This is a genomic window from Rhizobium sp. AN73 (assembly GCF_030757975.1).
In the GTDB taxonomy this organism is placed as follows: domain Bacteria; phylum Pseudomonadota; class Alphaproteobacteria; order Rhizobiales; family Rhizobiaceae; genus Agrobacterium; species Agrobacterium arsenijevicii.
This window is the reverse complement of record NZ_JARWME010000001.1, coordinates 656,186-680,275: the sequence shown is the minus strand read 5'-3', so window position 1 is coordinate 680,275 and position 24,090 is coordinate 656,186. Positions and strand designations below refer to the sequence as shown.

General features: G+C 59.2%; 21 protein-coding genes. 12 read left to right on the top strand and 9 right to left on the bottom strand.

Going from position 1 to position 24,090, the window contains the following annotated elements; translation table 11 throughout:
• Positions 1-48: 48 nt before the first annotated feature.
• A complete protein-coding gene (locus tag RBH10_RS02905) occupies positions 49-1,380 on the bottom strand; it encodes a UDP-glucose/GDP-mannose dehydrogenase family protein (protein WP_281039113.1) in 1,332 nt (443 codons plus the stop codon).
• A 375-nt stretch (positions 1,381-1,755) separates the two neighbouring features.
• Here RBH10_RS02905 and RBH10_RS02900 point away from each other — a divergent pair, with 375 nt between their 5' ends.
• Positions 1,756-2,643 (top strand): DMT family transporter, encoded by an 888-nt coding sequence (locus RBH10_RS02900; protein ID WP_045015750.1) that lies wholly within the window; start codon positions 1,756-1,758, stop codon positions 2,641-2,643.
• A gap of 107 nt (positions 2,644-2,750) precedes the next feature.
• Positions 2,751-3,731: a glutathione S-transferase family protein gene (locus RBH10_RS02895; RefSeq protein WP_281039114.1), complete on the top strand. Its 981-nt coding sequence runs from the start codon at positions 2,751-2,753 to the stop codon at positions 3,729-3,731.
• Positions 3,732-3,734: 3 nt separating this feature from the next.
• Here the strand turns inward: RBH10_RS02895 and RBH10_RS02890 are convergent, their stop codons facing one another.
• Positions 3,735-4,637, bottom strand: a complete 903-nt coding sequence (locus RBH10_RS02890; protein ID WP_281039115.1) for a LysR family transcriptional regulator — start codon at positions 4,635-4,637, stop codon at positions 3,735-3,737.
• Between the two features lie 199 nt (positions 4,638-4,836).
• Between RBH10_RS02890 and RBH10_RS02885 the strand changes: the two genes are divergently transcribed.
• From RBH10_RS02885 to RBH10_RS02870, 4 genes are all read left to right on the top strand, one after another.
• Positions 4,837-6,366, top strand: a complete 1,530-nt coding sequence (locus RBH10_RS02885) for an aldehyde dehydrogenase family protein (RefSeq protein WP_281039116.1) — start codon at positions 4,837-4,839, stop codon at positions 6,364-6,366.
• A gap of 257 nt (positions 6,367-6,623) precedes the next feature.
• Complete coding sequence (locus tag RBH10_RS02880) at positions 6,624-7,577, top strand: aliphatic sulfonate ABC transporter substrate-binding protein (RefSeq protein ID WP_281039117.1); 954 nt, start codon at positions 6,624-6,626, stop codon at positions 7,575-7,577.
• Positions 7,578-7,600: 23 nt separating this feature from the next.
• Positions 7,601-8,380 carry an ABC transporter permease subunit gene (locus tag RBH10_RS02875; RefSeq protein WP_004432039.1) on the top strand — a complete coding sequence of 260 codons (780 nt, stop codon included), beginning with the start codon at positions 7,601-7,603 and terminating at the stop codon, positions 8,378-8,380.
• Between the two features lie 8 nt (positions 8,381-8,388).
• The gene (locus tag RBH10_RS02870) at positions 8,389-9,216 is read left to right on the top strand and encodes an ABC transporter ATP-binding protein (protein WP_281039118.1); all 828 of its coding nucleotides are present in this window, start codon (positions 8,389-8,391) and stop codon (positions 9,214-9,216) included.
• 42 nt (positions 9,217-9,258) lie between these two features.
• Here RBH10_RS02870 and putA read toward each other — a convergent pair whose 3' ends face one another.
• Entirely contained in the window at positions 9,259-12,945 is a 3,687-nt protein-coding gene (gene putA / locus RBH10_RS02865; protein ID WP_281039119.1) for a trifunctional transcriptional regulator/proline dehydrogenase/L-glutamate gamma-semialdehyde dehydrogenase, read from the bottom strand.
• A gap of 175 nt (positions 12,946-13,120) precedes the next feature.
• Here putA and RBH10_RS02860 point away from each other — a divergent pair, with 175 nt between their 5' ends.
• Positions 13,121-13,591, top strand: coding sequence for an Lrp/AsnC ligand binding domain-containing protein (locus tag RBH10_RS02860; protein ID WP_004432060.1), 471 nt, complete (start codon positions 13,121-13,123; stop codon positions 13,589-13,591).
• Between the two features lie 68 nt (positions 13,592-13,659).
• On the opposite strand, the gene RBH10_RS02855 is transcribed toward RBH10_RS02860, so the two are convergent.
• Both RBH10_RS02855 and RBH10_RS02850 read right to left on the bottom strand, forming a co-directional pair.
• Positions 13,660-14,226: an RNA polymerase sigma factor gene (locus RBH10_RS02855; protein ID WP_045015757.1), complete on the bottom strand. Its 567-nt coding sequence runs from the start codon at positions 14,224-14,226 to the stop codon at positions 13,660-13,662.
• Positions 14,226-14,432 (bottom strand): NepR family anti-sigma factor, encoded by a 207-nt coding sequence (locus RBH10_RS02850; RefSeq protein WP_045015758.1) that lies wholly within the window; start codon positions 14,430-14,432, stop codon positions 14,226-14,228. The genes RBH10_RS02855 and RBH10_RS02850 overlap by 1 nt, the downstream gene beginning before the upstream one ends.
• A 138-nt stretch (positions 14,433-14,570) precedes the next feature.
• Here RBH10_RS02850 and RBH10_RS02845 point away from each other — a divergent pair, with 138 nt between their 5' ends.
• Together RBH10_RS02845 and RBH10_RS02840 are read left to right on the top strand one after the other, a co-directional pair.
• Positions 14,571-15,365 carry a response regulator gene (locus RBH10_RS02845; RefSeq protein ID WP_281039120.1) on the top strand — a complete coding sequence of 265 codons (795 nt, stop codon included), beginning with the start codon at positions 14,571-14,573 and terminating at the stop codon, positions 15,363-15,365.
• 101 nt (positions 15,366-15,466) lie between these two features.
• A complete protein-coding gene (locus RBH10_RS02840) occupies positions 15,467-16,450 on the top strand; it encodes a sensor histidine kinase (protein ID WP_306180412.1) in 984 nt (327 codons plus the stop codon).
• 300 nt (positions 16,451-16,750) lie between these two features.
• Here RBH10_RS02840 and RBH10_RS02835 read toward each other — a convergent pair whose 3' ends face one another.
• The gene (locus tag RBH10_RS02835) at positions 16,751-18,475 is read right to left on the bottom strand and encodes a sensor histidine kinase (RefSeq protein ID WP_281039122.1); all 1,725 of its coding nucleotides are present in this window, start codon (positions 18,473-18,475) and stop codon (positions 16,751-16,753) included.
• Positions 18,476-18,711: 236 nt separating this feature from the next.
• Between RBH10_RS02835 and RBH10_RS02830 the strand changes: the two genes are divergently transcribed.
• Positions 18,712-19,287, top strand: a complete 576-nt coding sequence (locus tag RBH10_RS02830; RefSeq protein WP_281039123.1) for a PRC-barrel domain-containing protein — start codon at positions 18,712-18,714, stop codon at positions 19,285-19,287.
• A gap of 109 nt (positions 19,288-19,396) precedes the next feature.
• Here the strand turns inward: RBH10_RS02830 and galE are convergent, their stop codons facing one another.
• From galE to RBH10_RS02815, 3 genes are all read right to left on the bottom strand, one after another.
• Complete coding sequence (galE, locus tag RBH10_RS02825) at positions 19,397-20,380, bottom strand: UDP-glucose 4-epimerase GalE (RefSeq protein ID WP_281039124.1); 984 nt, start codon at positions 20,378-20,380, stop codon at positions 19,397-19,399.
• Between the two features lie 196 nt (positions 20,381-20,576).
• The gene (locus RBH10_RS02820) at positions 20,577-21,020 is read right to left on the bottom strand and encodes a hypothetical protein (protein WP_045015764.1); all 444 of its coding nucleotides are present in this window, start codon (positions 21,018-21,020) and stop codon (positions 20,577-20,579) included.
• Positions 21,021-21,029: 9 nt separating this feature from the next.
• The gene (locus RBH10_RS02815) at positions 21,030-21,374 is read right to left on the bottom strand and encodes a YqjD family protein (protein ID WP_045015765.1); all 345 of its coding nucleotides are present in this window, start codon (positions 21,372-21,374) and stop codon (positions 21,030-21,032) included.
• Between the two features lie 298 nt (positions 21,375-21,672).
• Between RBH10_RS02815 and nspC the strand changes: the two genes are divergently transcribed.
• Positions 21,673-22,770, top strand: coding sequence for a carboxynorspermidine decarboxylase (gene nspC, locus RBH10_RS02810; RefSeq protein WP_045015766.1), 1,098 nt, complete (start codon positions 21,673-21,675; stop codon positions 22,768-22,770).
• Positions 22,771-22,829: 59 nt separating this feature from the next.
• Entirely contained in the window at positions 22,830-24,068 is a 1,239-nt protein-coding gene (locus tag RBH10_RS02805) for a saccharopine dehydrogenase family protein (RefSeq protein WP_281039125.1), read from the top strand.
• The last annotated feature ends 22 nt before the right edge of the window (positions 24,069-24,090 follow it).

The following is a 24,090-nucleotide window of genomic DNA, read 5'->3' as shown; positions in this document are numbered from 1 at the left end:
GAACCGAAGCGCGAAAACCGTTTTAATCAAATTTCGAAGGCGAAACCGTTATTGGCCCTTGTCGGGACTGCTGTCATGCGGACGGCCGATCCCGGCATAGATGAAGCCGTGTCCGGTGACTTCATCCGTGCGATAGATATTGCGCAGATCCACCAGCACCGGGTTTTTCATGATCGCCTTCAGACGCGGCAGGTCGAGCGCGCGGAACTGGTTCCATTCCGTCACGATCACCACAGCGTCGGCATCCTCCGCCGCCTCGTAGGGGCCGCTGGCATACTCGATATCCTCCATGACGTGGCGGGCATTCGGCATGCCTTCCGGATCGTAGCCGACTACTCTCGCGCCGCCATCCTGCAGGGTCTGGATGATGGCAATCGCCGGGCTGTCACGCATGTCGTCGGTATTGGGTTTGAAGGTGAGGCCAAGCACGGCGATCTTCTTGCCGCGCACATCGCCGCCAACCGCATTGATGACCTTGCGGCCCATGGCGCGCTTGCGGTTGTCGTTGATGGCGATGGTGGTCTCGATCAGCCGCACCGGCGCGTCATAGTCCTGCGCGGTCTTGGCGAGCGCCAGCGTATCCTTGGGAAAACAGGAACCGCCATAACCGGGGCCGGCATGCAGGAATTTCGCGCCGATGCGGCCATCGAGACCGATGCCGCGCGAAATGTCCTGAACATTGGCGCCGACCTTTTCGCACAGATCCGCCATTTCGTTGATGAAGGTGATCTTCATCGCCAGAAAGGCGTTGGCGGCATATTTGATCAGTTCCGAAGAGCGTCTCGTGGTGAAGAGCAGCGGCGACTGGTTGAGATAAAGCGGACGGTAAACCTCGGTCATGACAGGCCGCGCGCGCTCGTCGGAGAGGCCGACGACGATGCGGTCCGGTCGCTTGAAATCCTCGATGGCAGCACCTTCGCGCAGGAATTCCGGGTTGGAGACCACGGCGAAATCCGCCGACGGGTTTTCCTCGCGGATGATGCGTTCCACCTCGTCGCCGGTGCCGACGGGAACGGTGGACTTGGTGACGATGACGGTAAAACCATCAAGCGCATGGGCGATTTCTTTCGCCGCCGCATAGACATAACCGAGATCGGCGTGGCCGTCGCCACGCCGCGAGGGCGTGCCGACCGCAATGAAGACGACATCGGCATTGGCGACCGCGGCGGGAAGATCGGTGGTGAAGCTCAACCGGCCGGCCTTGGCGTTATTGGCGACGATGACTTCCAGACCCGGTTCGAAGATCGGAATATGGCCGCTTTTCAGCGCTTCGATCTTCTCCGGCATCTTGTCGACGCAGATCACGTCATGGCCGAAATCGGCAAAACACGCACCGGAAACAAGGCCGACATAACCGGCGCCGATCATCACTATCCGCATTCTTCTTCCTTTCGGTCCGTGAGGCGATATTCGCGCGGCAATGCTCAGGCGAAATCAACGGGTGCAATCACACCACAATGTTTAGCCGCCTTCACGCTTGCCGCCAAGCGCCACGATCAACACGGGCTAACCTCTTTCCATGACGAAGATATGATGGCGTGGCGGGACAAATTTGCCGCACCTTGCGGCCATTTGCATCGATGGCGTCGTATCGCCCGTTTTTGCCGTTTTTGCGGCTTGCACTCATAGGTAGCCGGGTCTAGCCATAGGGTGAGGATCAAATCTGCCAGACTGTCTGTCCCTAAAGGGGCGTCCGGGTTGCTTTACGCGGCCGGGGTTGGCTTTGCGTTGCGGTCGATGTTCGGGGAAGTTCAAATGCAAAAGGGTTTTCTGCTCGGTCTGTTCGCTTATGCGACCTTTTCCCTGGGCGATGCCACGATCAAGTCGCTCGGATCACAGATCAGCGTTTTCGAGATCGGCTTCTTCAGCATCCTGTTTTCCGGCATCTTCATCTTCTTCAGCAAACCGCGTGAGGAAAGGTGGCGTGAATTCTGGCGCATGAGCCGCCCGTTTGCGGTGCACGGGCGAGCGATTTCCGGCCTTTTCGCCGGTATTCTCGGCATTTATGCCTTCACGACCATTCCGCTCGCCGAAGCCTATGCGCTGATCTTTCTGTCGCCGCTGTTCGTGACCGTGCTGTCCGCTGTTGTCCTCAAGGAAGACATCGGGCCATGGCGTTGGGCGGCGGTTCTGGCCGGCATCGTCGGTGTTCTGCTCGTCGTGCGGCCGGGCTTCAAGGCGCTGGAACTCGGACACGTCGCCGCGATCGGCGTCGCATTTCTGGCGGCGATGACCATCGTTCTGCTCCGGTCGCTCGCGGGCAAGGAAAAGCGCACCTCGATCATGGGCGTGCTGCTGGTCTACGGCCTTACCTTCAACGGCATTGCCTCGATTCCCGAATTCGTCATGCCCAATCTGCACCAGTTCGTCGCCTTCGCCTTCATCGGGCTCTGCACGGCGACAGGACAGATAACCCTGCTGGTCGCAACCCGGATCGCGCCGGCCAGCCAGATCGCGCCGTCGCATTATTCGCAAATCCTCTGGGCCGTGGCGATCGGTATGACCTTCTTTCACGAATATCCGGATGCTATCGCGGTGCTTGGGCTGGGTGTCATCGCCGCGTCGGGACTTCTGACGATGATCCGCGAAAAAATCAGGCTCGGCACCGTGCGCTGGAACCCGTTTTTCCGTAATCGCCTCTGACCTCTCGTCTGCAATAGGAAACAGTGCGTCAACCGAAGCGCGGCTTGCGGGCGGGTGGTGAGGCGGCCCATAAGGCTTTTCATCGATAGATGAACGGAGAGCCGCAAATGCTCGTGGATGGAAAGTGGACCGCCGAATGGCATCCGGTGCAGGCGACTGACAAGAAGGGTGGCTTCGTTCGCCAGACATCCGGCTTCCGCAACTGGGTGACGCCGGATGGTTCGGCAGGCCCAACGGGCGAGGGTGGTTTCAAGGTCGAGGCCGACCGTTATCACCTCTATGTCGCGCTGATCTGTCCATGGGCGTCGCGCACGCTGATCGGTCGCAAGCTGAAGAAGCTTGAAGACGTCATCTCTGTTTCGGTCGTGGAGCCGACGCTTTCCGACGAGGGCTGGAAATTCGGCGATTATCCGGGTTCAAACCGCGATGCGCTGAATGGCTTCACCCATATCCATGAGGCCTATACCAGCGCCGATCCACATTATACTGGCCGCGCCACCGTTCCGGTGCTGTGGGACAAAAAGACGAAAACCATCGTCAACAACGAATCCGCCGATATTCTGCGCATGCTGAATTCTGGTTTTGGCGATCTGGCCGATAATGGCATCGATCTTTATCCGCAAGATCTGCGGGACGCGATCGATGCGCTCAACGACCATATCTATCCGCGACTCAACAATGGGGTCTACAGAACTGGTTTTGCCACCACGCAGCTTGCCTATGAGGAAGCCTTCACCGACGTCTTCGCGACACTTCAGGAACTTGAAACTCGCCTCGCATCAGGCGGTCCCTTCCTCTTCGGTGATCGCCTGACTGAAACGGACGTCAGGCTTTTCGTGACGCTAGTGCGTTTTGACGCCGCCTATTACGGCCTGTTCAAATGTAACCTGCGCCGCATTGCCGATTATCCGGCCCTGCAGGCCTATATGATGCGGGTGCTGACTGTTCCGGGCGTGCGCGACACGGTCAATATTGATCACATCAAGCGCGGTTATTATTCGATCAAGGCGCTCAATCCGACCCGGATCGTACCAGTCGGGCCTGATCTTCCAGGGCTTGATGAGGTTTCCCTCGCCACCGTTGCGTAAATATCAAGCCGGTTTGCCGACCTGATCGAGAAGCCAGCTCTGAAAGGCGCGGGCAAGCACATTGTCCTGTCGCCCTTCCGGCAGGGCGACGTAATAGCTCTTGTCGGTCTGCAGGGGGATGTCGAACACGATTTCGAGGCGGCCGGAGACGAGTTCCGCCTCGATCAGATATTTCGGCAAGAGGGCAAAACCGATGCCGCTTGCAGCGGCTTCGATGATCATCGAGAACTGGTCGAAACGGCTGCCCCTATAGGCATTGTCCGCCGTCACCCCGTTCATCTCCAGCCATTCCGTCCACAGTTTCGGCCGTGTCGTCACATGCAGCAACGGTTGCCCGGCAAGATCGGTGGGGCGTTCTACATGGGCGCGGTGCAGCAAGGCAGGGCTGGCGACCGGCACGATCACCTCGTTGCATAAGAAGGCGCAGGTGCCATGCGCCCAGACCGGCTGGCCGTAATGAATGGCGAGGTCGAAACCTTCCTCGTCAAAGTCGAAGGGGTGTGACCTTGAGCCGATCGTGATGGTTATTTCCGGATTGGCATCGATGAACCGGTGCAGGCGCGGCATCAGCCAGCGGCTGCCGAAGGTTGGCAGGGTGGCGACGGACAGCGACGCATGCGAAGTTCCGGCAGAAACCGCACGCACCATCAGCTGTTCGGATTGTTGCAACAGGCGGCGCACATCGGGCAGGAATTTGCGTCCCGCTTCCGACAGGACGACGCGCCGGCGGATGCGTTCAAAAAGCTGCATTCCGGTCTGGGCTTCCAGATCGCTGATCTGCCGGCTGACCGCGCTTTGCGTGAGGTTGAGTTCTTCCGCTGCACGGGTAAAGTTGCCGTGCCGTGCCGCGCATTCGAACGCTTGCAGGGTGACGATGTCAGGAACCAGTCTTCTGCGCGGATCCATTCCACTCTCGCATCAACTTACCCGCTTTCCTCATTGGAAAAGGGTCGTTATGCCCATATATGATTACGGGAAAGAATGGAACGGTGTTTTGCCAGTCTTGGCGGAACCGTTTGCGAATTCGGGGAAAGAGGAGCCGGGAGTTGAAGGTGCCGTATCAAAAACGGCCTTCCTCCCCTTCAAGCCAAAAGGATGATTGAACATGGATGCGACCACGAAGCTTGACGTGAAACAGGAAGCCGCGGCCCTGCTCGACAGGATGGGCGTTGCCCGCGATCTCTATACCGGCGGCGACATGGCCTCCTTCAGCCCGGTGACGGGCGAGCAGATCGCCAGCCTCAAGACCATTTCGGTCGATGGCGTTGCAGCCGTGGTCGACAAGGCCGATGCCGCCTTCAAGGTCTGGCGTAATGTGCCTGCTCCGCGCCGTGGCGAACTGATCCGGCTTTTGGGTGAGGAGCTGCGCGCCTTCAAGACCGATCTCGGCCGTCTCGTCTCGCTGGAAGCGGGCAAGGTTCCCTCCGAGGGTCTCGGCGAAGTGCAGGAGATGATCGATATCTGCGATTTCGCTGTCGGTCTGTCCCGCCAGCTTTACGGCCTCACCATCGCCACCGAACGCCCCGGCCACCGCATGATGGAAACCTGGCATCCGCTCGGCGTCGTCGGCGTTATCTCTGCCTTCAACTTCCCCGTTGCTGTCTGGTCGTGGAACGCGGCGCTCGCGCTTGTCTGCGGCAATTCGGTGGTCTGGAAGCCATCTGAAAAGACCCCGCTGACCGCACTTGCCGTTCAAGGCATTTTTGAGCGTGCCGTCGCCCGTTTCGGCGATGCGCCGGAAGGACTGTCGCAGCTCCTGATCGGCGACCGCGCCGTCGGCGAAGCATTGGTGGACAATCCCAAGGTTCCGCTGGTTTCGGCCACCGGTTCCACCCGCATGGGCCGCGATGTCGGCCCGCGTCTGGCGAAACGTTTTGCCCGCGCCATTCTGGAGCTTGGCGGCAACAATGCCGGCATCGTCTGCCCGTCTGCCGATCTCGACATGGCGCTGCGCGCCATCGCCTTCGGCGCCATGGGCACGGCCGGCCAGCGCTGCACCACGCTTCGCCGTCTTTTCGTGCATGACAGCGTGTATGGCCAGCTCGTGCCGCGCCTGAAAAAGGCCTACGCTTCCGTTTCCGTCGGTAATCCGCTGGAAACATCGGCGCTTGTCGGGCCGCTGGTCGACAAGGCGGCTTTCGATGGCATGCAGAAAGCGCTCGAAGCGGCCAAGGCCCATGATGGTGTGGTGAATGGCGGCGGGCGCGTGGATACCGGTGCGCCAGATGCCTATTATGTCAAACCCGCGCTTGTCGAAATGCCTGAACAGGCGGGACCGGTGTTGGAAGAGACATTCGCGCCGATCCTTTATGTGATGAAGTACAGCGATCTCGATCAGGCGATCGACGCGCATAATGCCGTTGCCGCTGGTCTGTCGTCGTCGATCTTCACCCGCGACATACAGGAATCGGAACGTTTCCTGTCGTCGGAAGGCTCGGATTGCGGCATCGCCAACGTCAATATCGGCACCTCGGGCGCAGAAATCGGCGGTGCCTTCGGCGGTGAAAAGGAAACCGGCGGCGGCCGCGAATCCGGTTCGGACGCGTGGAAGGCCTATATGCGCCGCGCCACCAACACGATCAACTACTCCAAGGCGCTGCCTTTGGCGCAGGGCGTATCCTTCGATATCGAATAAGTCGCTCCGCAAGTTTGCGCGTTCGATAGCGATATTGATCCATCATGCCGGTGCGGCCAGTCCGCACCGGCATTTGTTTATCAAGCGGCCCTGACGACAGCGCCTGCGATGATTTGCGGGAAAGAGGCGTCTGCGCGGAATTTTATTCCCACAATATCGCTCACATTGAATTATCCTCTCTCTATCGTTTTCATGGAAAACCCTAGCATTGCTCCATATCGCAAACCGGCCCCGGGGGTCGGTGATAAGGAGATCAAATGTCCGCCATCACCCGCCGCGCCCTTTCCGCCAGTGTTCTTGTTGCCGCTGCATTATCAGTCCTGCCATTACAGGCGCATGCGGCGGAAGAGCTGAAAATCGGTTATCAGAAAACCGGTCTGCCGGTGATCGCAAGGCAACAGGGCGTCATCGAAAAGGCGCTTGAGGCCAAGGGCGTGAAGGTATCATGGGTCGAGTTTACCGCAGGCCCGCCGCTGGTGGAAGCTTTGAATGTCGGCTCCATCAATGTCGGCTGGACGGGTGATGCGCCGCCGATCTTCGGTCAGGCAGCCGGTTCGGCCATCGTTTATGTCGCGGCGCTTCCCTCGAACGGCAAGGGCGAGGCGATCTTCACCAAGCCTGAAAGCGGCATCAAATCGGTTGCCGATCTGAAGGGCAAGAAGGTCGGCGTCGGCAAGGGCACCAGCGCCCACAATCTGCTGGTGGCGGCAATCGAGAAAAACGGCCTGAAATTCAGCGATATCGACGTGGTGTATCTCAGCCCCGCCGATGCCGCCGCAGCCTTCGCCAGTGACAAGATCGACGCCTGGGCCGTATGGGATCCGTTCTATGCGATTGCCGAGACCCGCTACAAGCCGGTCACTCTGGCCCGCACCAGTGAGGTTCTCAATGTGAGCACCTATTTCCTCGCCAATCGCGACTATGCAAAGTCGCATGCGGACACCATCAACACCACCATCGATGCCTTGGGTGAAGCGGCCAAATGGTCTGCCGCCAACCGTGACAAGGTTGCCGCAGCACTGCATGAGGTGACGGGTGTTCCGCTGGAAGCGCAGACACTGGCCGCCAACCGCTCCGATTTCGGCATTTCGAAGATCGACGACAAGATCATCGCCAGCCAGCAGGAAACTGCCGATCGCTTTTATCGCCTTGGCCTGATCCCGAAGCAGATCAGCATCAAGGATGCCGTCTGGTCGGGCGCCACCAACTGATCCCGGATACGGAGGGCTTCGCCATGAGCATCAGAAGGCGTATCGAGGCCGGAAGCATCACGGGCTGGTTGCTTCCCGCCATCATTCTTGCCGGCTGGGAGCTTGCTGCCCGCGTCGGCCTCATTTCGGCAAACGTCCTGCCGGCTCCGTCTGCCGTCGCGGAAGCCTTCTGGCGGCTTTTGCTTTCGGGTGAACTCATCGCCAATATCGGCGTCAGTTCCGCCCGCGCCCTTGCCGGCTTCGCCGTCGGTGGCGCGATCGGCTTCATCTTCGGGCTGGCCAACGGCCTGTCGCGGTTCTCCCGCAGCTTTACTGACACCACGCTGCAGATGATCCGCAACATCCCGCATCTGGCGCTCATTCCACTCGTCATCCTCTGGTTCGGCATCGATGAAGAAGCGAAGCTTTTTCTCGTGGCGCTCGGGGTGTTTTTCCCGATCTACATCAACACGCTGCTCGGCATTCAGGGTGTCGATCCGCAGCTGGTGGAGATGGGGCGCACCTATGGTATGTCGCCCTTCACCCTGTTCCGGCGGGTGATCCTCCCCGGTGCGCTGCCTTCCATTTTCACCGGTCTGCGTTATGCGCTCGGCATCATGTGGCTGACGCTTATCGTGGCGGAAACGATCTCCTCGTCTTCCGGCCTCGGCTACATGGCCATGCAGGCGCGTGAGTTCCTGCTGATCGATGTCGTTGTGCTGTCGATCCTCATCTACGCGCTGCTTGGCAAGCTGGCCGACAGTTTCGCCCGCTTCCTCGAAAGCATATTCCTGCAATGGCATCCAGCCTTCAAGAAAGTCTGAGGTAACCCATGTCGACCAGCAATGTTACGACGTTGAGACGCCCCGATGCCCCGCCATCCTCCCCTTCCGGGGCAGAGACCAAGGTTGAACAGCGCGGCAAGCAAAACGACAGCAAGGTCGCTTTCAGCTTCCGCAATGTGACCAAGACCTTTGGCGATAAACCGGTTCTGCGCGGCATCGATCTCGATGTGCGGGAAGGGGAGTTTCTGGCTATTATCGGCAAGAGTGGATGCGGCAAGAGCACGCTTCTGCGTATTCTCGCTGGTCTTGATGCGCCCACAAGCGGCACCGTTTCGAAAGACGCATCGAGCCGCACTCGCATGATGTTTCAGGAGCCGCGCCTTCTGCCATGGGAGCGGATCGCAAACAATGTGTCCGTAGGGCTGACCGGCATCGCCAAAGGCGAAGCAGCAACGGAGCAGGCGCTTGCCATCCTTGAGGAAGTTGGGCTGAAGGACCGGGCAGGCGAATGGCCCTATGTCCTCTCCGGTGGCCAGAAGCAGCGTGTCGCTCTGGCGCGCGCGCTGGTGGCCCATCCGCAAATTCTGGCGCTGGACGAACCGCTCGGCGCGCTCGATGCACTTACCCGCATCGAAATGCAGCTTTTGCTCGAGCGCATTTGGCGCAAGCAGAAATTCACCGCCGTTCTCGTCACGCATGATGTTTCGGAAGCCGTCGCACTTGCCGACCGCATCGTCGTCATCGACGAAGGACGCATCGCGCTCGATCTCGATGTGAAGCTGCCGCGTCCGCGCCGCCACGGCACCCCGGAATTTGCGCGGCTTGAAGAGCAGGTTCTGAACCAGCTTTTCGGTCGTGGTGAAATCGGTGGGTGATGTGATGACCGGCAGGGTCGAGACCCTGCCGGAACCTGATAATCAGCCGATGCTCATCAGGCTGGCATTGCCGCCGGCGGCTGTCGTGTTGACGCTGACGGAGACCTCTTCCACCAGCCAGTCGAGATTGTAGGGCTGGCTCTCGCCAGTCAGCGCTTCCGTGGTTGCGGCCTGAACGAGGACCAGCGGACCGGGCAGGGCGGCGATCTTTTTGTTGATCGCAACGACACGTACCGCATCGCCTTCGATCAGTGCTCCGGCGAAGGGTGCCGACTTTTCCCAGCTATCCGCCCAGGTGATGCGCGAGGTAACGGTTGCCGGCAATCCGTAGATCGACTTTTCCAACCCTGACGCATTGTCGATGACGGCAGAATTGCCGGTGGCAAGTGCTGCGGCCAGCTGGCGGTAAAGCCCCTGTTCCGTTGCGGGGATCAGCAGGACCTTGCCGCGCGGATGCAGCGCATAGACGTTGCGTTCGCCGACGGGGCCGGCCAGTTCGGTTTCGAAACCGAGTCCGGAAAGGGCTGCGGCCTGCCGTGCGGCTTCGGCCGCAACGGTTTGGCCGTTTTCATCGAGCAAGCGGGCAAGATCGACGGCCGCCTGATCCTGCTGGCTGGCGATACGGTCGATTTTCGGCGCCGTCTGCGTCACGCGACCGAGATAAAGCGGGCCGCCTGCCTTGGGGCCGGTGCCGGAAAGGCCGCGTCCGCCGAAGGGCTGGACGCCGACCACGGCGCCGATGATGTTGCGGTTCACATAGAGATTGCCGGCCGCAACACGCGACAGGACGTGCTGGATGGTGTCGTCGAGACGCGTATGCAGGCCAAAAGTCAGGCCGTAACCGGTGGCGTTGATCTCGTCGATCAGCCGGTCGAGATTGTCGCGCTTGAAGCGGATGACATGCAGCACCGGCCCGAAGACTTCCCGCTTCAGATCGGCAAGCGATTTCATCTCGATGATCGTCGGCGGCACGAAAGTGCCCTTGCCGGTTTCACCCGCAAGTGAAATCTGCTCAATGCGATGGCCGAGCGAGCGCATGCTCTCGACGTGTTTTTCGATAATGCCCTTGGCCTCAGCGGTGATGACCGGGCCGACATCGACAGAAAGCTGGTCAGTGCGGCCGATCCGCAATTCATGCAGCGCGCCTTTCAGCATCGTCAGCGTGCGATCCGCCACATCTTCCTGCAGGCAGAGAATACGAAGCGCCGAGCAGCGCTGGCCGGCGCTGTCAAAGGCGGATGCGATCACGTCTGCGACGACCTGCTCGGCGAGTGCGGAGGAATCAACGATCATGGCGTTCTGGCCGCCGGTCTCGGCAATCAGCGGAACCGGCTGGCCATTGGCCAGAACCCGGCCGGCAAGCTGGCCCTGAATGAGCCGCGCCACTTCCGTGGAGCCGGTGAACATCACGCCTGCCGTGAGGGCAGAGCCAACAAGTGCTGCGCCGGTCTTGCCGTCTCCAGGCAGAAGCTGCACGGCATCTTGCGGAACACCCGCTTCATGCAGCAGACGCACGCCTTCAGCGGCGATCAGCGGTGTTTCTTCGGCAGGCTTTGCCAGAACCGGGTTACCGGCAACCAGCGCCGCCGTGACCTGGCCGATGAAGATGGCGAGCGGGAAGTTCCACGGGCTGATGCAGACGACAGGGCCGAGCGGTGTCTCATCGGTTTTGAAGGTCTTGCGGGCTTCCGTTGCGTAATAACGCAGGAAGTCGATAGCTTCGCGCACCTCGGCAATCGCGTTCGGCATGGATTTCCCCGCCTCGCGCATGATGAGGCCAAGCAGAGCCGGCATTTTAGCCTGCATCTGGTCGGCAGCGCGCTCCAGGCAGGCGGCGCGCTCGTTAACCGGCGTGGAAGACCAGTTGGAGGCAGCGGCCCGCTGCATCGCAGCTTCAACATCGGCCTCTGTCGGTTCGGTTACGTAACCGACGATATCATTATGGTCGCCGGGGTTGAGAACCGGCCGCGTCTTGCCGCCCGCCTGTGGTGCTGCGGCTTTCCATTCCGTCGCAGCACCTGCTTTCAGGACGTTGTTCAGCGCGGCTAGCGTCGTTTCGTTCGAGAGGTCGAGACCGGCAGAATTTGCCCGTTCGGGGCCGAAGAGACCAGCGGGTGCGGCGATGCGGTCGTGGCGGGCACCGGGAACGCTGTAAGCCTTGACCACGGTGACCGGATCTTCCAGCAGGGAAGCCACCGGCACGGCGGGATCGGCGATGCGGTTGACGAAGGAGGAGTTCGCGCCGTTTTCCAGCAGGCGGCGGACGAGATAGGCAAGCAGCGTCTCGTGGGTGCCGACCGGCGCATAGAAACGGCAGGGGCGGTCGAGTTTCTTCTTGCCGACGACTTCGCTGTAAAGCGGTTCGCCCATGCCGTGCAGGCACTGGAACTCGTAGTCGCCGAGTTTGAAATCAGGGCCGGCGAGTTGGTAGATCGTTGCCATGGACTGGGCATTGTGGGTCGCAAATTGCGGGAACACGACATCACGCGCGGCGAGCAGCTTACGGGCGCAGGCAATGTAGGAGACGTCGGTGTGCACCTTGCGGGTGAAGACCGGGAAGTCCTCCAGCCCGTCCACCTGCGCGCGCTTGATTTCCGCATCCCAGTAAGCGCCCTTGACCAGACGCACCATGATGCGGCGACCGGCGCGGCGGGCGAGATCGATGATGTAATCGAGAACGAAGGGGCAGCGGCGACCATAGGCCTGCACGACGAAACCAAGGCCGTTCCAGCCGGCAAGATCCTTGTCGAGCGCCAGTTCTTCCAGAAGATCGAGCGACAGTTCCAGCCGGTCGGCTTCCTCGGCGTCGATATTGAGGCCGATATCGTATTTCTTGCTGAGCAGCATCAAGGATTTGACGCGCGGCAGAAGCTCCGCCATCACCCGCTCGGCCTGGGCGCGCGCATAACGCGGATGCAGCGCCGAAAGCTTGATGGAAATGCCGGGGCCGCCATAGATGCCACGCCCCGCCGAGGCCTTGCCGATGGCGTGAATGGCGTTTTCGTAGTCCTTGTAATAGCGCTCCGCATCCTTCGCGGTGGTCGCTGCTTCACCCAGCATGTCGTAGGAATATTGGAAACCCTGTTCTTCCAGCGGTTTGGAGCGCTTGATCGCTTCACCGATGGTCTCGCCGGTCACGAATTGCTCGCCCATCATGCGCATCGCCATGTCGACGCCACGGCGGATGACGGGTTCGCCCGCCCGGGCGATCAGCTTGGTCAGCGCCGCCGAAAGGCCGCTGTCATTGACCGTCGAGGTCAGTTTGCCGGTGATGACGAGACCCCAGGTGGCGGCGTTGACGAACAGCGAGCGTCCACCGCCGATATGGGATTTCCAGTCGCCGCGGGCGATCTTGTCGCGGATCAGCGCGTCGCGGGTAGCGGTATCGGGAATGCGCAACAGCGCTTCGGCAAGGCACATCAGGGCCACGCCCTCATGGCTGGACAGCGAATATTCCTGCACCAGCCCTTCGACGCCGGTGCCCTTGGTCTTGGCGCGCAACGCCTCGATCAGTTTGGTTGCCGTGGTGCGAATGGCCGTCGCCTGCTCGGGCGTGACGGTCGCCGCCTCGATCAGGGGCGCCAGGCACTCTTCCTCGGGGCGGCGGTAAGCGGCGGTGATTGCCTTGCGTAGAGGGCTCTGCTCTCGCACGGGCGGTGCAAAATTCTGGAAAATGCCGTTCACCGTCTGCTGCGGGTTTACATCGGCTTTGCTTGCACCATCGGCCATTCTGAAAATCCTGAAAAAGCTGTTGAAGACAGACTGTCAGCGGCAGCGTGTCCTCCGCTCGCCGCTTGTCATCCTGCCGGGTACAATATCATTGCCATAAAAATTGCTATGGTCCTATTTTGAGGATATAACAGGCCATATGAACTTTTATTATTTGGATTTGGCGTGAAATCACATGGCGAATAGTCATAAAACAGACGATCTGGACCACTTCGATCTCAAGATCCTCGAAGCCCTCAGCGAAGACGGGCGCATGTCGGTACTGCAACTGTCAAAAAGGGTTGGCCTCTCCAAGACGCCGTGCCAGACGCGGCTCAAGCGGCTGGTGGATGAGGGTTATATTCTGGGCTTCCGCGCCGTGCTAAATCCGCAGAAACTTGGCGTCGATCATATCGCCTTCGCCGAGGTCAAGCTTTCCGATACGCGCGAAAAGGCGCTGGAGGAGTTCAACACGGCGGTGCGCAAGATCAAGGAAGTGGAGGAATGCCACATGATCGCCGGCGCCTTCGATTATCTCCTGAAGGTGCGCACCAGCGATATCCGTAAATACCGAAGGGTGCTCGGCGAAAAAATCTCCAGCCTGCCATCGGTTTCCAACACCTCGACATTTGTGGTGATGCAATCGGTCAAGGAAACGGGGATCTGAGGAAGCGGGCATAAGAAAAACGGGCAGGCGTGAGCCTACCCGTTCATTGCTTTGTGAGTTCCACTGTTTCAGCGCGCCGTGGCGGCGGCGGTCACGGCGCTCATCTGCGCGTCAGGACCGAACTCGTTTTCGTTCTCGATGCCGAGAAGCTCCTGCAGGCGCAATCTTGCGCGGCTGACGCGGCTCTTGATCGTACCGACGGGGCAACCGCATATCTCGGCTGCTTCCTCATAGGCAAAGCCGGAGGCGCCGATCAGCAGGATCGCTTCGCGCTGGTCGTCGGGCAATTTTGCAAGTGCCGTACGAAAATCCTGAAGGTCGACCGATCCATGCTGTTCGGGCGGCACGGACAGGCGCGAGGTGTAAACCCCGTCCGTATCCTGTACCTCGCGGCCGGACTTGCGGATTTGGCTATAGAACTCGTTGCGCAGGATCGTCACCAGCCATGCGCGCATGTTGGTGCCGGGCTGGAAACTGTCCTGTTTCGCCCAGGCTTTCATGATCGTGTCCTGCACGAGGTCGTCAGCGCGGTCCCTCGAACGGATGAGCGAAATCGCGAATGCCCGCAGGTTTGGCAGCGCCGCCAGCATTTCCCGTTTGAAATTGTATTCTGTCTGCTCTGGCTCTTTCGCCATTATTCCTCCGAAGCCTTGGCTTTGGCTTTGTTTTCGGCTTCATCGAGTTTTTCGAGAAGGTCGAGGAATTTATCAGGGATGCCCTCTTCCTGAACGGCATCGTAGAGTTCCCTGAGCTTGCGGGAAATCACCGCCCGCCCGGAGTGCGGGACCTGAGGGGTGGCCGGATTGTCCGGGGATTCTTGGTCCGATTGAAATATGTTCATAACGTCCGGTATTCCTTTTGTGTCGTGGCAAAGAATGCGCGGCGAAAAAAATAGTTCCGGCAATCCGGAACTATTTTTGCGATGCGCACGTTGCTATCGTGGGTTTGCGTTGCAGACCGCATGAAAGGGGAGAATTCCATGTCAGTTTCTACACGCATCGCACCGCACCTGCCATATCTGCGCAGGTTCGCGCGTGCCGTTTGCGGCTCACAATCCACGGGCGATGCCTATGTTGCGGCAACACTCGAAGCTCTGATCGCAGATATCAGCATCTTCCCGCAGACAAGCAGCGATCGGGTCTCGCTTTATCAATTGTTCGTATCGATTTTTAGTTCCGTCACGATCAATATAAAGACCGATGAAAACCTGTCGGGTTGGGAGAAGCGCGCTTCCGCCAATCTCTCTGCAGTGCCGGCGCTCGCCCGTCAGGCTTTCCTGCTGACGACGGTTGAAGAATTCACGCCTTCGGAAGCAGCAGAGGTTCTGAGAGTATCGGAAGATCAGGTCGGAAAACTGATTGACGAGGCAGCCTCGGAAATCGCGCGGCAGGTGGCGACCGATATCATGATTATAGAGGACGAGCCTCTGATCGCCATGGATATCGAGCAGATGGTCACCGATCTCGGCCACCGCGTCACGGGCATCGCCCGCACGCATACCGAGGCGATCGACCTCTTCCACCGCACGCAGCCGAAAATGATCCTGGCCGACATCCAGCTGGCCGACGGCAGCTCCGGGCTTGATGCCATGAAGGATATCCTTCAGATGACGTCTCTGCCGGTGATCTTCATCACAGCCTTCCCTGAACGTCTTCTGACGGGTGAGCGGCCGGAGCCGACATTCCTCGTTACGAAACCGTTCAATCCGGACATGGTGAAAGCACTTATCAGCCAGGCCCTGTTTTTCAACGAAAGCTCTCGCGTCGCGGCGTGAAATTTGCCGAAACCGTAGACGGTCCGGGAACTAGTCCGGTACCCGGGCGTTCGCGGTTACGGTCGTGGGGTTATCCCGCGGCTTTCTGCAAGGAGACGAATTTGCATCGGCTGGCATGGCATAACGCGGAGAGGAACGAGAGCGAGCTGCACGATCCGCTCGTTCTCGCCTTGCTCGATTCGGGTGAGACAGTCATGTTGCAGGACTGGAACCGCGACTACATTTTCGTGGCCAACCTGCCGGATGTCTGGCGTCTGCCGTTGGATACTCACCCGACCGATGAAAATCTGTTCGGTAACGATCTCTCCGGCCGGCTCGCCGAACTCAAGAAAGACATGAATACGGCGGGCAGCCGGGGCATGCTGGAAGTCAACGCCGGCAATGACCGGGTCTTCCAGTTTCAGATCCACTCCACCTTCAACCAGTCGAACCAGACGGTGATGAAAACCACCATCCGGGAAGTGACAGCGGAAAGGCGGCGCGAGCAACTTCTACGCTCGCTGCTGCGCGAAGTCAGCCACCGGTCCAAGAATCTCCTGGCGATCATCCAGAGCCTTGCCGGCCAGACGGCCCGTTTCAGCCTCACCAAGGATGATTTTCTGCGGAAATTCCGGGGCCGGTTGCACGCTCTTGCACAGAGTCAGGATCTCATCACCGATTCTGACTGGAGGGGCGCGCGCATATTCGAGCTTCTTCGCCAGCAATTCGATCTTTATCTGCCGGAATATCCGAACCTCATCCACATGGAAGGTGAAAACCTGCTGCTCAACCCCAATGGGGCGCTTTATATCGGGCTCGCTTTCCACGAGCTGGTCGTTAATACGGTCAGCCATAGCGGCAATCTCGCCTATCACCCGCCCATATCGCTGCAATGCCGCCAGGAAGGTGATGTTTATATAGTCGAGTGGATAGAGCCGATGACGCCTTCGAAGGAGCCGTCGGAGGCCCGGCGTGGTAGTTTCGGCAGCGTTGTGCTGGAAAAAGTGGTTCCATCCGCATTGGGGGGGAGCGCTGAATACCTGCTGACGCCGGAGCAGATCGTCTACCGGCTGAAGTTTCCCTCAGGCAACGGAGCCGACTCTTGACATAATGGCCCGTGGTTTGAGCGGGCCTGAAAGACAAGGTCGCCTTCCGTTTCGCGAAACGCGCAATAAAAAAGCACGGCCCATGAAAGAGCCGTGCTATTTTTATGACAGGTTTTCAGGGGTGAAACCTGTTTGTTTTCAGCCAAGCTTCAGGCGGGGACGGGGGAATTGCTTGGCCTGCAGTAAAAATGCATCCGGCCGTATTCGGTTCCATAAAAGCGTATTTTTTTTATTGGGCGCCAAATGACCGGCCGTTTTCACGCTCTCTCGACACACCGGATTTTGTCCAGCGCATCCCCTTTAGTGCGAGCCGGTCTGTTCTGATCGTTTAGGTGTAAAATAGCGCATCGGTGCTTCCAGCGACCATTCGAACCCGGTTTCGCGATACTCCGTCACGACCTGCCCGCCGAATGCGCCTTCCGCATGCCTTTTGATGACCGTGGTGCCGAAGCCCTTGCGGCTCGGCTCGCTTGCCGGCGGCCCACCCGTTTCGGTCCAGACCAGATACAGCATCTGCCGTCCGTCCTTTTCGAGCGGCTTCCAGCTCAAGGCGATTTTCCCGAGAGGAACCGATAGCGCGCCATATTTGATGGAATTCGTCGTCAGCTCATGCACCACGAGCCCGAAATTCTGAGCAGCTTCCGGAGATAGCATGAAATCGTCTCCAGTCAGCACGAAACGTTCTGACACGGTGCCGAAAACCTCGAGGTGGGTCTCTATCAGCTTGCGGATCGGCAGCCCTTGCCATTGAACCTCGGCCAATGCCCGGATCGACATTCCAAGACCGCGCAGGCGGTGGTCCACTTCCTTCTGGAACTCCGGGATGCTTTTGTTTTCCCGCCCCAATTGCCGGATCATCGCCTGAACCAGCGTCAGAATGTTCTTTGAGCGGTGAACCAGTTCGTGCAGCAGCAATTGCAGCCGTTCTTCCGACTGGCTTCTGTCGAAGGAAGCGTTGGAGAGCGCGATGGCGACCTGATTGGCCTCTTTGATCTTGGTATCGATGGGTGCCACGATCTCACCTTCACCGATGCGCTCGGCCATATGGGTGAGATCGCGAATGGAGCTGCGCAATTGCCGGCCGACCAGATAGGCGCCGCCGATGGCGATCAGCACCAGCAACAGACTTCCGATCATCATTTGCCGCCAGGTATCGACGAGGGCCGCCTGGCTTGCGGCCAGCGGGCCCCACATGACGGTCCGCCATTGCCAGCCCGGCAATTGGGCATAGGCGTAGAGATTACCCTTATTGTCGAAGAAATTACCGCTGAAGGCCTGCATTTCCGAAAGGATGGCCGGGGTGGCAAATGGCTTGCCTGCTTCCGCTTCCGCCTGCGAGCTGGAAACGACAACACGATTTGTACCGTCGATGATGGCGACGGCCCAGTGGCGCGGCAGGTTTTCCGTGGGGATAAGCCGGCTCAGGCCGCTGGCATTCTGCGTCAGGATCAGCGCGTCTCCGGCCGAACCCAGTTCGGGGTCGAGCGGCAGGGTGACGTTGAACACCCATTCCTTGCTGGTAGCGCCGAAAAACATGTCCGAGACGGTGATGCGGCGGGATTGTATTGCCTTGGCCAGATCGGCCGCGGCCGGCACCTTGCTGAGAGGTTGACCATAGGGCACCCGCGTATTGAGATGCTGCTCGCCGTCCCTGGTGGCGAGAATGGCGTACAGGCCCTCCCGTTTCAGGCTGTCTGCAACGCGTCCCTGGAACGCGGCGAGATTGCCGTTCTCGAGTTCCGGGAATTGCGACAGCAGATTGAGGGAGGTGGCGATTTCCTGCAGGCGGCGATCGATGTTGCGGCTGACGACCCGCACATCCTCAATGGTCTCCCGCTGAAGATCGTCGCGCTTTTCGGCCTCAAGGCGCAGCATCAGATAGCCGCCGAAAAGGATCAGCGGCAGGGTGATGACGGTTGCCATCACGATCAGATAGGTGCCGATGGAGGCAGTCGGGAAAAAATTCGCGCTGCGTCGACGCAAAGCCGAAAACATGTCTTTCAGTCTGTCGCCGGGTTGAGGCATACAAAAACTCCGGCAGTTATGGCATTGACACAGCACGGATAATACCGTGCCGCCCCCCTTTAGCAATGCCTGATTTTCACCTTTGGTTGTCGCGATATGTCGCAATTGCGTCAGTTTGCCTGAAAAAATCGGAACTATTTCAACGATCAGCCCGTTTGCCAGACGAGCCGGCTGAGCAGCGGAAACGAAATTCACCACCGCCCGGCCAGTTGAAAACGATGAAAGGAAGGTACGAAATGGCAAAGAAACTCACGACACTCGTCACTGCCGCCCTGATGGGCGCGACGGCTTTCGCGCCGCTTGCCATTGCCCAGGGCACAACCCAGCCTGCACCGGCAAGTCCGGGTGCGCAGACGGAACCGGCAACGCCTCCCGCTACCCCGATGGCGCCTGTGGCTCCTTCGGCCAATGACAGCGCAGCCGCAACCACTGGCGGCGCTTACCTGACCCAGCAGGGTGAAGCGCAGATCAGCGCCAACGACTATATCGGCAAGTCGGTCTATACCGCAGCCGATGAGAGCATCGGCAGTGTCACCAACCTCATCATGGAAGAGGATGGCGGTCTGGTCGCAGCCGTGATCGGCGTCGGCGGTTTCCTCGGCATCGGTGCCAAGGATGTTGCCGTTCCGATGGACAAGGTGACGATGACCCGCAACGCGCAGGACGGCACAATCCGCCTGACGACGACGGAAACGGCGGAAACGCTGAAGGCGGCACCGGAGTTCAAGACGTTGGAACAGCAGGCCAGCGACAGGAATGCGGCAATGCCGCCCGCTCCTGATAACACCACCACATCCGCCACCAAACCCTGATCCCTTTACCTGGGAGAGAGGAGCGGGGCTGGCTTAGGCAGTCGCCCTGCTGGAGACACCGGCCTTTGGCCGGTGTCTTTTTGTGCCTGTGGTCACAGTCGCCGGGTGGTCAATCCCCGGCATTGCGGGAAGAATGCCAGGCCCACGCGGATTTGATGATGTCCGACAGGGAATAGCGCGGTTCCCAGCCGAGAACCTCCTTCGCCTTGTCGTTATTGGCGACAAGCGTGGTGGAATCGCCATCGCGGCGGTCCGTATATTCCACGGGGAAGGGACGGCCGGACACTTCCGAAATCGCCGCCAGCAATTCCTTCACCGTCGTGCCGGTGCCGGTGCCGAGGTTGAGTTCGACCGTTTCACCGCCCGCCAGCAGATAGTCCACCGCCCGCACATGGGCGTCGGCGAGATCAAGAATGTGGATATAGTCGCGCACGCAGGTGCCGTCGCGGGTGTCGTAGTCAGTACCGAACACCTTGAAGCCCTGACGCCGCCCAAGTGCCGCCTCGATGGCGAGCGGGATGGCGTGGGTTTCCGGCTTGTGCCATTCGCCGATGCGGCCTTCGAAATCCGCGCCTGCGGCATTGAAGTAACGCAACATCACCGAGCGCAGCCCCTTATAGGTGCTGTAATCCTTCAGCGCCTGCTCGACCACCCATTTGGTGCGGCCATAGGGGTTGATCGGCGCCTGACGGTGCGTCTCGTCGATCGGCACCTGTTCCGGCAAGCCATAGGTGGCGCAGGTGGAGGAAAAAACAAATGCCGTAACCCCGGCGTCAATGGCGGCGGACAGGAGGTTAAGCGAGCCGATGACGTTGTTGTCGTAGAAGGCGACGGGCTGCTTGACCGATTCGCCGACCTCGATCAGCGCTGCAAAGTGCAGAACCGCTTCCGGCTGGTGCTTGGCGAAAACTTCATCCAGCCGCGCCCGGTCGCGGATATCACCCTGCTCGAAGGGTCCCCAGCGGACGAATTCCTCATGTCCATTGGACAGATTGTCGAAAACGACCGGTTCGTATCCTCGCTCGGACAGGAGAAGGCAGGTATGCGAACCGATATAGCCGGCACCGCCGACGACAAGGACTTTCTTCTTCATCAATCGCCTTTCAGAAAAAACATGGGACGCGTCGAGACTGTATGTCACTTTGGTCAAATAAGGGCGGCATGGCGTGGGACGCCATCAACCAGTCTATCCATCGCGGGTAACATAAAAAAAACTGCGCATCCATGGTCAGGATGCACAGCAACTAATGAGAGCTTGACGAAGAGCCGAAACACGCCCGCAGGCGTGTCTATTTCTTTTTCCTGGTATTCACCCTCGTTGCCAGAAAGCCGGCGGCGACTGCGACGGCAAGCGTCGCATAGGGGCGGGCCTGAATTGCCAGCGTCAACAGCGATTGCAAGGCCAGAGGCGCTGCGGCCAAGGGGGCCGCTGCCGCCGTCAACGGTGCGACGGGCCGCCTTGCGGCATAGGCTCTCGGACGTTTGACGATCGCCAGAGCCACCAGCATGATGACGCCGAGCAGAAATGCCGTACCGGCGACGACAAGTGCCGCTGGACCTGCGCCGACATGCCGGGCGAGATAGATTGACCCTGCCACGACGGCTGCGACGAAGGCGATCAGAAAAAATACCCCGGTCAATACCCAGAGGATGATGGTGGCGCGCAGGCGGCGCGTCACGACACGTCCTTCACGCTGGGTGTCTCCCAGATAGACCAGCAATGCCTCAAGCATGATGTGGCCTTATCGACGTGTGAGGAGGGCGAGCACGAAGCCGACACCCACAGCGATGCCGAGGGACTGGAGCGGGTTCTTCTGGACCTGATCCGTCAGATTATCGTTCAGCGACGAAATTTCGCTGCGAACGCTGTCGGCCATCTCGCCGGAGGCAGTGAGCGCGTCGTCGGCCACGCGGGCGGCCTGCGCCTTCAACTCGTGCGATGCGCCGACGCCCAGCGCCTTAACGCTCTTGGCAAGATTTGCCAGATCTTCGCGAAGCTGGGCAAGCTGCGCTGCCACATCGGCCGCATCGCCGTTTTCGAGGGATTGCTGGATCTTGTCATTAACGCTGCTACGCACGCTTGCCATAAGTGAAGTCCTTCCTGAACATCGTTGATGGAAATGGCGGCGGGTCAAACAGACTGCTGCCACGGGTGAATGCCGTCACTCTCGAACCTTCGTTGCGGCGACCGAAACACCCGCTTGTCCGCCATTCAAACGCACCGAGGCCTCCTTGGTTCCGCCGCTATGCGCGTTTTCTCATGCGGATGCCGGGGCGGGGCAATTTTCCAGGAATTCGGTGCCGGACATTTGTTTTCCTGTAACAAGCATCATATAAGGCCCATCATCCAGACGGACCTTGACTTCAATCAATATGTGAAACGCCATGCTTCAGACGCCCTATTACCTCATCGACAAGACAAAACTTCTTCGCAACATGGAGAAGATTGCCTATGTGCGGGAAAAATCCGGCGCCAAGGCGCTGCTGGCGCTGAAGTGCTTCGCCACATGGTCCGTATTCGATTTCATGTCGCAATATATGGACGGCACCACCTCGTCCTCGCTTTATGAAGTGCGTCTGGGCCGCGAGAAATTCGGCGGTGAAACCCACGCCTATTCAGTCGCCTACGCCGATTACGAAATCGATGAGGTGATCTCGAACGCGGACAAGATCATCTTCAATTCCATCAGCCAGCTTGAGCGCTTTGCGGAGAAGGCATCCGGTATCACCCGTGGTCTTCGCCTCAATCCGCAGGTCAGCTCCTCGAGCTTCGACCTTGCCGATCCTGCGCGCCCCTTCAGTCGCCTCGGCGAATGGGATGTCGCCAAGGTCGACAAGGTCATGGATCGGATTTCTGGCTTCATGATCCACAACAATTGCGAAAACGGCGATTTCTCGCTGTTCGACCGCATGTTGACGCAGATCGAGGAGAAATTCGGATCGCTTCTGTCGCGCGCGGAATGGGTCAGCCTCGGCGGCGGCATTCATTTTACCGGCGACGACTACCCGCTCGACCAATTCTGCGATCGGCTGCGCGCCTTTTCGGAAAAATACGGCGTGCAGGTCTATCTGGAACCGGGCGAAGCCTCGATCACCCGGAGCACGACGCTTGAGGTGACGGTTCTCGACACGCTTTTCAACGGCAAGAACCTCGCCATCGTCGATAGCTCCATCGAAGCGCATATGCTCGACCTCCTGATCTACCGGGAAACCGCCAAGGTTTTCCCGAACGAGGGCGAACATCCCTATATGGTCTGCGGCAAATCCTGCCTTGCGGGCGATATTTTCGGTGATTTCCGGTTCGACAAGGAACTGAAGGTCGGCGACCGCATCTCCTTCCAGGACGCGGCCGGCTACACCATGGTCAAGAAGAACTGGTTCAACGGCGTGAAGATGCCGGCGATCGCCATCAAGGAACTCGACGGCACCGTGCGCGCCGTTCGCGAATTCGACTTTGCTGATTTCGAGCAAAGCCTGTCTTAAACCCTGTTTTAACATGAAACGAAGCTCATCCCTGCGGGGAAAAGGAGGCATCACCTGAAATGAAGAAGAACGTTCTGATCATCGGCGCCGGTGGCGTAGCACAGGTCGTGGCGCATAAATGCGCCCAGAACAGCGATGTATTGGGAGACATTCATATTGCGTCACGGACTTTGGAAAAGTGCCGCAAGATTGTCGAATCCGTACGCGAAAAGAAGAGCCTCAAGACAGATGTGAAACTTGAGGCCCATGCGCTTGACGCTATGGATATCGAGGCGACGAAAGCCTTGATTGCGAAAACCGGCGTGGAAATCGTCATCAATGTCGGTTCGTCTTTCGTCAACATGTCCGTTCTTCGCGCCTGCATGGATGCGGGCGTTGCCTACATGGATACTGCCATCCATGAGGATCCAGGCAAGATTTGCGAAGCCCCGCCGTGGTACGGCAATTACGAATGGAAGCGTGCCGCCGAGTGCAAGGAAAAAGGCGTGACCGCCATTCTGGGCGTCGGCTTCGATCCGGGCGTGGTGAATGCCTATGCCCGCCTTGCCAAGGATGAATATTTCGACAAGGTCACCTCGGTCGATATCGTCGACATCAATGCCGGCAGCCACGGCCGCTGGTTCTCGACCAACTTCGATCCGGAAATCAACTTCCGCGAATTCACCGGGGTCGTCTACTCCTGGCAGAAGGGCGAGTGGCAGACGAACCAGATGTTCGAAGTCGGTCAGGAATTCGATCTGCCTGTTGTCGGCAAGCAGAAGGCTTATATGACCGGCCATGATGAAGTGCATTCGCTGTCCAGGAACATGGACGGCGCCGATGTGCGCTTCTGGATGGGCTTCGGCGATCACTACATCAACGTCTTCACCGTGCTGAAAAACCTCGGCCTGCTGTCGGAGAAGCCGGTCAAGACGGCTGAAGGTCTGGAAGTCGTACCGTTGAAGGTGGTCAAGGCCGTATTGCCTGATCCGTCCTCGCTCGCACCCGACTATGTCGGCAAGACCTGCATCGGCGATGTCGTCAAGGGTATCAAGGACGGCAAGGAACGCGAAGTCTTCATCTACAACGTGGCTGACCACAAGGAAGCTTACGAAGAGGTCGGTTCGCAGGGCATCTCCTACACCGCCGGCGTCCCGCCGGTCGCTGCCGCCATGCTGATCGCCACCGGCGAGTGGGATGTGAAGCAGATGGCCAATGTGGAAGAACTGCCGCCGCAGCCTTTCCTGAACCTTTTGAACAAGATCGGCCTTCCAAGCCGCATCAAGGACGAAAACGGCGACCGCGCCCTGACGTTCTGATTGATGGCGTTCCGATAAATCG